The organism is Methylobacterium sp. P3_A11 (assembly GCF_056403155.1).
Genome location: NZ_JBFUGA010000169.1, coordinates 1 through 7,818 on the forward strand (window position 1 = coordinate 1; position 7,818 = coordinate 7,818).

The window sequence follows — 7,818 nt, forward strand, 5'->3', positions numbered from 1 at the left end:
TGGATTTCATGCGTAAGCTCGATGTGAAGGAGATCCACGGCTACGAGAAGACGAGAGGTCTTAAGCTGCTCAAACCGGATGCTATCGCAGCGAAACGTCGAGCCAAATCATCCGCGACTCCGAAGGGGAGCCGGAGAGCGGCATAGATAAGGTTGCAAGCAGAGGGACGAAGCGAACCCGAATAGGAGGCCTACATGTTCGAGTGGTTTGCAAACACGCTTCGTCAGTATCCTGAGATCGCTATCTTTATCGCCCTCGCATTCGGCTATTATTTCGGATCCTTCACATACAAGGGTCTTGGGATCGGCGCCGTGACGGCGACACTCATTGCCGCCGTGATCATCGGCCAGATCGGCATCAGCGTGACTGGGCCGCTCAAGCCGTTCTTCTTCCTTATGTTCCTGTTCGCGATCGGTTACGCAGTGGGACCACAATTCGTCCGGGGTGTCGCGAAGGATGGTCTTCCACAAGCCCTCTTTGCCGCCGTTGTCTGCGTGTTTTGCCTCGCGGGTGGTTATCTTGCGGCGAAGCTTGGGGGCTATGATGCGGGGTCCGCAGCTGGTCTCTATGCTGGCTCGCAGACGATCTCTGCCTCCATGGGTCTCGCGACCGACGCGATCAACCGGTTGCCGATTCCCGAAGATCAAAGCAAGGCTCTCCTCGATGCGATGCCGGTAGCCTACGCCATTACCTACATCTTCGGCACGCTCGGTTCTGCAGTGGTCATCGCTCTGCTCGGCCCGGCGCTGTTGGGCATCGATCTCGAAGATGCCTGCAGGCGATACGAGGAGAAGCATGGCGGGACAAGGGTAGCCGGGGGGCCCGGAACCGCATGGCACCAGTTCGATCTGCGTGCCTACCGCGTTCGGCCGGACGGGATCATCGTTGGGAAGACGGCGGAAGAAGCAGAGCGGATGCTGCCGGAGCAGCGGATCTATATCGAACGGGTTCGCCGCGGTCGGGAGATCATGGATGCAAACGCTGATACCGTCATCCAGGCGGGAGATGTGGTTGCTGTCGCGGGACGGCGCGAGGTTCTGGTAGATCTGATCGGCACGGCGGCGGAAGAAGTAGATGACAGGGAAATGCTCGCGGTTCCCGTTGAGGGTCTTGATGTCTACGTAACTAGCAAGGAAGTCGACGGCCGCTCGTTAGCAGAGCTGGCGCAAAGTCCCTGGGCGCGAGGAGTGTTTTTACGGAAAATTACACGGGGAGCTACCGCGATCGACATCCCGATCCTGCCGAGCACCAAGATCAATCGCGGAGACATTCTCACGCTTGTAGGCCGCAGTCAGGACGTGAGCCTGGCCACCAACGCGATCGGATATCCCGACCGCGCGACCGATGTGGCCGACGTTATGTTCATCGGCGCGGCGATCGCGATTGGCGCACTGGTGGGGGCGATCGTCTTCAACGTCGGCGGGGTGCCGCTGACGCTCTCAACATCCGGGGGCGCCTTGATCTCGGGCCTATTCTTCGGCTGGTTGCGTTCCGTGCGCCCTAAGTTTGGGCGGATCCCGTCCTCGACGGTCTGGTTCATGAACTCGGTCGGCTTGAACGTTTTCATTGCGATTGTTGGAATCTCCTCGGGACCGAAATTCATCGCCGGATTGCAGCAGCTCGGTTTCGGCATCTTCCTTTGGGGTATATTCGCCACTACCCTACCGCTTGTTCTTGCTATGTATGCGGGAAAGTACCTGTTCCGCTTCGACGACGCCATTTTGCTTGGGGCTGTCTCAGGCGCCCGCACCACGACGGCTTCGCTTGGGATGGTCAACGATCGGGCAAAGAGTCAAATCCCCGGCCTCGGCTATACGGTGACCTATGCGGTCAGCAACACGCTTCTGACAATCTGGGGAATGGTCCTGGTCATCCTGTTGACTTAGAGCGCCAAGTCGGCCGATCGACACTGCTAATGGTCTGAGTGAGAAGTCCGTTTGCAGAAGTGGGCGACGCGGGCGAAGATTACGTCGGCTGACTTGGTCTAAACGAATGGCTTGCGACGAGCGTGGTTTTCAATGAGCGACAGGCTCCCGGACGAGTTTGCCCGCCGGTCGGCCACCTGACCACCGACTTGCATCTGTCCGAGCTCGTCGAGCCATAAGGACCTTCTTGGAGCCTCAGAAATGGCCCCGGAAGCTTCAGCCCTACAACTCAGTAGGTGATTACTGCTATAAACCGGAACGAGCCCTACGGGTCGGCTCAGAACACCACTGGAGCGTGACTCGCGGATGTCTGGGGGAGATCCCGATGTACCAGCACATTCTTGTCCCTACCGACGGGACGCCACTTTCCGCCTCGGCCGTGAAGCAAGCTATGTCGCTCGCTAAGACTGTCGGAGCGAAGGTGACAGTGCTCACGGTAGTTCACCGGCTCCCGACATTGGCTTTGGGGCCGTCGAACCCGTACGCGGATCAGTTCAGGCGAGATGCACATGCCGAGGCCGAGCGCAGGCTCACCGAAGCCGAGCAGGAAGCCAAGCAGGTTAGTGTCCCTTGCGAGGTCGTGAAAGTCGAGGACCGGCAACCGTACGAGGCCATTATCGAAACCGCCGGCGCCCGGGGCTGTGACCTCATCGTCATGGCCTCGCATGGCAGTCGTGGCATTTCCGCCCTCGTCATTGGCAGTGAGACCATGAAAGTTCTCACGCATTCCAAACTGCCCGTTTTGATCTACCGCTGACCGTCACCAGGACGGCCGCGAATGCGAACCCGCGGGCCGCCCCCAATGCGCACGGCAACCGCGCCCGCAGCTCAATTCGACTGGACAATCCGCACGCGCAACCGCTTAGGCCTCCGCCTATTAGACAGCTTATATTAATACCAATTCGTCAATCAGGATCACTGATTAGCCTTCAGCGGTCGCCAGTTAGCCTCAATCAGCTCTAACCCCGGTACCTGCGATGACAATGTCCGGCTCTCCACTTCGGTCGTCGCGACCCGCGGGCTTCGGTGGTCGTTGGCCAGGCGATCGAGCAGAGTTAGAGCGTTAAATGTTGCCAGGAGGAGGTAGGTGACCCAGAGCACGGCTCTGACGTGCTCGGCATGCTGCTCCAGCTGCAGGATCAGGATGGCCCCGGCCGTGAACATAGCCGCCATCGCTAGAGGCATGATTAGAGGGGCAGACATCGCTCTATCCCGGATCGCCAGCATGGCGAGCGCCTGAGCGATTGTGCCGTGCCGCCAGATCGGTCGCTTGATGCGACGGGTCACCTCAACCCATCCGGTTGTCGGTCCGACAGTCGGACCGGGCGTGCTGCCCCTTCCTCACCTACCGGCGAAAGCCTCGGCCGCCATGGAAGCCGCCTCTGTAGACGCCGACGCGTCGCCCGCCGTAGACTCCGCCGCGGTACCCGTGGACGCCACCCCGGTAGCCGTAGACACCACGCCCACCATAGCAGCCCCCATAGATGCTCCGTCGGCAGCCGCCACGGCCCGGTAGGAGTGACCTGCGGGTATCTTTGCCGCTCTCGGCTCCCCGCCTACCGACGGCAGTTCGCGGTGCTGCAAGCCCTATTGCAAGTAAGCGTGACCGGTGATTAGAATGCTCTCGGATCAGCAAGCTACTCAGATCAACTGAGGCTATTATCGATCCGTGTTAGGGAGGGTGTTATGCTTGCATTCGCATGCCTCTTCACTGTGCTCGCCGTGCTAGGATCTCTCATCGGCTTAGGCACCGTTGGAAACCCAATTGGCGCACATCACATGACAAGTTACGGTTGGGCGCTATGCCTCAACGCAACGTCACTCGCCATGCTCTTGATCTATCTGCGCTTTTCCCAGAAAAGCTCGCCCTTCTCGTAAAGTTTCTTCGCTGATGCGGCTGATCGGTCAGCTCATAAGCCGTCTTTGCCGCCTGAAGATCAATGCCAGCGGCTGAGAGCCGATCTTCACAGCGGCCGCGCGTCTTGCCGAAAAGCCTGAGTATCCGGACGGAGGAAGCGCCTCGGCCGCGGTTCCGACGACACGCAGAACACTGCGATGTGGATCGTAAGCCGATCCGACACGAAGGCGGCAAGCTCGGTCGGAATGCCTAATTGGTGGTGAACACCACCGGGTACGCGTTTGCGGCAGGCTTGTACGGAGTGGACCCGGTGTTCATGAACTGGTGTTAGTAGCCGCAGGTGCAGCCGCCGTACCCCTGCGTGGGGTAGCTGTAGCCGTAGGCGGCGGGGGCGTAGCCGCCATAGTAGGAGTCGCCGTAGCCGTAGCCGCCGTAGTAGTTGCTGGCCGCAGCCCCGACCGCCGTGCCGACCGCGAGACCGGCAAGACCTGCACCGACGCCGTAGCCATAACCGCGGCCACCGTACCCGTACCCCCGGTAGCCGTAGCCGCGCCCGCCGTAGAAGCCGCGCCCGCCGTAGAAACCGCCGCGGTAGCCACCAGCCACGCCTCGATAACCACCTACGCCGCCGCGCCAGCCGCCACCGCCGAACCCACCACCGCGGTATCCGCCGCCACCAAAGCCGCCGCCGCGGAAACCACCACCTCCGAAGCCGCCACCGCCGCCTCGGAAGCCGCCGCCACCGAAGCCACCGCGGGCCTCAGCGGAATCCGCGGCGACGAACGAGCCCATGCCGAGCGCGGCCAGGGACACCAAAACAAATTTGCGCATAGCATTCTCCATGTCCCCAGCCACGAAAACGGTACTACGTTTTTGATCCCGGATCGCCTACCTGTTGTGCGCGATCATCTGTATGCTGGACCTCAATCCTGGTTAGCAGCTAGCGAGCTCCGGGACGGCGCTAGTAGGCGTAGTAGGCAGGCCTGTATGGGCCGGGCGGATTCCCGCTATAACGTCCGGCCGCCGGCACGCTGGCGCCAACGACCGGGGCTACGGGGTCGAAGGGTAGAAGAGCCGCGCCAGCGGAGATGAAGCCCGCCAACGCACGCACGTCGTCGGGCTGCCGCCGATCACGCGAAATAAACGCCGTCTCTCGTTGGAACCTCAGATTGCATGCTCGCAAGGGGAGGCCGCCGGCAGGGGTGCAGGCGTCGTGCCGGGCGCAGGCAGCATCGAGCGCGTCGATGGGGAGACGAGGCGCGTTGTTGCCGAGCCCGCAATAGTTGCCGTGGATGAGCGCCGCCGGCTGGTCCACGTCGATCACCGACTGGGCAAGCGCAGGCGAGGTCAGGCAAGCGGCAAGAACAAGGGGAGGTAAGATCCCGAGGGTCATGGCTTTTGACTTCGTGACAGGTGGATGCAGCCCGAGACGGACGGGCATGCCTTTCAGTAAGATCGACAGACGCCGGAACACGCCTCGTTTCATCTGTATTACCGTCCGGACGACGTCGCTTGATCCGAGGGGACATCCATCGAAAGCCGTGCCCGGATATTGGTGGCCTCGCGGGGCAGGTACCGCGAACGGATCTGCGCCGGCTTCGTCTGTCACCGCACGAGCTTTGCCTTATCTTTCCTCTCCGAGAATTTAGTTGAAAAGCTCGGTGGCAGCGCCTCGGGCAACATCCAGGGCAACATCACGGAGGATACTTTTCTTTCCTTTGCGTTGCAGTCTCTATCTAACAACAGCTTTGTCGCAGACCCGACATCTCGCGCAACGAGCGTGCCTCATCGAGGAGTGCACTGTGCTGCGCAGCAGCTCGCCAAATTTGGTCGAAGAAATTCCGGCCCTGGTGGAAAGAAGGTCGTTGTTGGAATAGGCCGGGGCTGAGATGCCCTGATTTCAACCCGATTGAGCGAGCCTTCGTCAAGCTCACGGCGCTGTTGCTCAGCGCGGCAGCCTGCACGATCTCGGAACTCAGGGCGGCGATCCGGCAGGCCTTCTCGTGCTTCACTCCGCAGCAGTGCCGCAACTACCTCGCCGCGGCCGGCTACAAGGACGACTTGGCCTCCGCTACCTGACCGGCAACAGCTCTAACCCTGCGGCGCCAGACGCCAATCGTTCCTGCACCCAGCAGCACCCGGGCCGACGCATCAATGTTTTGCGTCCGTCTGACTACCGCCGATGCCGGTGGAGAAATCTTCGGCGCGCACCTCCCCGTCGAAGACGGTCTTGATTACCCGGGCCACGCCGGCGCCTAGCTCTGGCGGATGGATCGACTTCGCCCGCCGAATGGCCTCAGTGATCACGTCCTCGTGGCTCACCAGGCCGACGCGCTCCAACTCGTGCAGCAGGAGCGCGTTCATCACCAGGGCCGCCAGCGACTGATGCGCCATAGCCGTGAGGTCCTTCGCGATCTGCGCCGAGTTCTCCGCTTGCATCAGGACCAGCTCGGTCAGCTGCTCGGGGGTGAAGGGATCGTCGGTGGTGTCGCTCATGCCCAGCCAGGATAGCGGAAGCGCCAGAACTATAGATCTGACGGCCTGCAACTGGTGCTTGGTCAGCCAGCTACGCGGTCGCAAGGCATCAACGCCGCAACGGACCTGTTGAGTTCCCACGGGCCCCTGAGCTGGCAGCCAAGGGTCGCCGGGCGCCTCGCCGCACAGTCTTCAGTGCAGCCGTTTACGACACCGCGGCTCAGGCCGCGGATCCTCACGCTGTGCTTTAGCGTCCGTCGACCGGTTCTCCAGCCTCTAGACGCTCGGGGCCTTGCCCGACCAGCGCCGGAACGCRTGCGTGAAGGCTGCGGGTTCGGAGAAGTGCAGGGCCTCTGAGAYCTGCGTCAMGCTCAASCCGGTGTCGACCAGCAGCCGCTGTGCCACCTGGAACTGCGTCTCACTGGTGAGCTGCTTGAAGCTCGTGCCCTCCGCCCGCAACCGGCGGGCCATGGTGCGGCGGTTCGTCATTTGCCTGTGCGCAACCCGGTCGGCTGTGCAGCGCAGCTGGGTGACACTGGTCTGAAGGAAGCGGCGCAGCTCGTCCGTCAGGGTATGCGGCTGGTCGACGCCGATTTGGCGGATCTGCCGTTTGAGGGCTCGGCAGGCGACCGGGTCCGCGCCCGCGATCGGCTGCTCCAGGAGTTCGGCCGGGAACACCAGCGTGGCCACCTCCTCGTTGAACCGGAGCGGCGCACGAAAGAAGGCGCTGTAGGGCCGCGTGTCCCGCGGGGCGGAGCGCGGTAGCAACACCTCCAACGGAGCCAAGCCGGGCCCGCACAGCTCCCGCAGCAGGTTGGTCATGGTGGCAAGCGCCCGCTCAGAATTGTGGGCTGCCCCCTCAGCTCCTGGGCGGTAGGGTGAGTGACTGAGGACCGCTACGCCGCCACACGTGCCGAGCCCGATCACCGCGCCCCAGTTCCGCCTGCCGACGTGCTCTTCGAGAGCGCGCAGGGCGTCCCCAACCGTGTCCGAGTTGCGCATCAGCAGGCCCATTGGCCCGAGCGAGGCCAGGGCCGTCCGCTGGCCGATGAGGAGACTTAGGTGGCGACAGCCGGTGCGCTCGGCTCCGAGGGCGATCAGGCGGCCGAACACGGCGTAGGAGACCAGGGTGTTGCCCCCGTCCAAGTAATCCGGATCGAGGCCGACCTCGGCCACGAGGGCGTCGGCATTTGCGCCGAGTTCGACGAGGACGGTGTAGACTGCCTGCGCGACCTGGGGATGGATGAAGCCGACGAGCGGCGTCTCAGGCGAGCTGGAAGTTCCGGCTGCGGGAGACGGATTCGAGCGACTACCCGCGCCTGACCAGACAGAATTCGCCATGACGTAGCCCCCGTTTCCAAATCAGACGGCTCTCGAAAACATAGGTTGATGCAATGAGACACGGGTCAAGGGCTTCAAGCAACTTTCGTACCTTATCTGACAGTTACAAAAACCGCGTTTCCGCGGCCGCGAGTTATTCGATCGCGCACAATGACAAGTTTTATATTGTATTCAATAGCCATACTGCCCCGATTAGGAGATCATGCCCCAGCGTAAAAT

7 protein-coding genes and 1 pseudogene are annotated in these 7,818 nt (G+C 62.0%); 3 read left to right on the plus strand and 5 right to left on the minus strand.

Translation table 11 applies throughout. The annotated features are described in order from the left end of the window. The first annotated feature begins 194 nt into the window (after positions 1-194). Both aspT and AC1DXK_RS29260 read left to right on the plus strand, forming a co-directional pair. Positions 195-1,886 (plus strand): aspartate-alanine antiporter, encoded by a 1,692-nt coding sequence (gene aspT / locus AC1DXK_RS29255; protein ID WP_457104603.1) that lies wholly within the window; start codon positions 195-197, stop codon positions 1,884-1,886. 364 nt (positions 1,887-2,250) lie between these two features. Then, positions 2,251-2,682: a universal stress protein gene (locus AC1DXK_RS29260; protein ID WP_457104602.1), complete on the plus strand. Its 432-nt coding sequence runs from the start codon at positions 2,251-2,253 to the stop codon at positions 2,680-2,682. 158 nt (positions 2,683-2,840) lie between these two features. On the opposite strand, the gene AC1DXK_RS29265 is transcribed toward AC1DXK_RS29260, so the two are convergent. The 3 genes from AC1DXK_RS29265 to AC1DXK_RS29275 all read right to left on the minus strand — a co-directional run bounded on the left by AC1DXK_RS29265 (position 2,841) and on the right by AC1DXK_RS29275 (position 5,176). Next, a complete protein-coding gene (locus AC1DXK_RS29265) occupies positions 2,841-3,212 on the minus strand; it encodes a hypothetical protein (RefSeq protein WP_457104601.1) in 372 nt (123 codons plus the stop codon). A gap of 898 nt (positions 3,213-4,110) precedes the next feature. Beyond that, positions 4,111-4,614 carry a hypothetical protein gene (locus AC1DXK_RS29270; RefSeq protein WP_457104600.1) on the minus strand — a complete coding sequence of 168 codons (504 nt, stop codon included), beginning with the start codon at positions 4,612-4,614 and terminating at the stop codon, positions 4,111-4,113. 130 nt (positions 4,615-4,744) lie between these two features. Next, positions 4,745-5,176: a hypothetical protein gene (locus AC1DXK_RS29275; RefSeq protein ID WP_457104703.1), complete on the minus strand. Its 432-nt coding sequence runs from the start codon at positions 5,174-5,176 to the stop codon at positions 4,745-4,747. Positions 5,177-5,676: 500 nt separating this feature from the next. On the opposite strand from AC1DXK_RS29275, the pseudogene AC1DXK_RS29280 reads away from it, so the two are divergent. Then, positions 5,677-5,862, plus strand: a pseudogene (locus AC1DXK_RS29280) (IS630 family transposase); the annotation flags it as partial. Positions 5,863-5,934: 72 nt separating this feature from the next. On the opposite strand, the gene AC1DXK_RS29285 reads toward AC1DXK_RS29280, so the two are convergent. Continuing rightward, on the minus strand, positions 5,935-6,279 hold the full coding sequence (locus tag AC1DXK_RS29285) for a hypothetical protein (RefSeq protein WP_457104599.1): 345 nt from the start codon (positions 6,277-6,279) through the stop codon (positions 5,935-5,937). A 255-nt stretch (positions 6,280-6,534) separates the two neighbouring features. Continuing rightward, positions 6,535-7,599, minus strand: coding sequence for an AraC family transcriptional regulator (locus tag AC1DXK_RS29290; RefSeq protein ID WP_477299596.1), 1,065 nt, complete (start codon positions 7,597-7,599; stop codon positions 6,535-6,537). Positions 7,600-7,818: the final 219 nt, after the last annotated feature.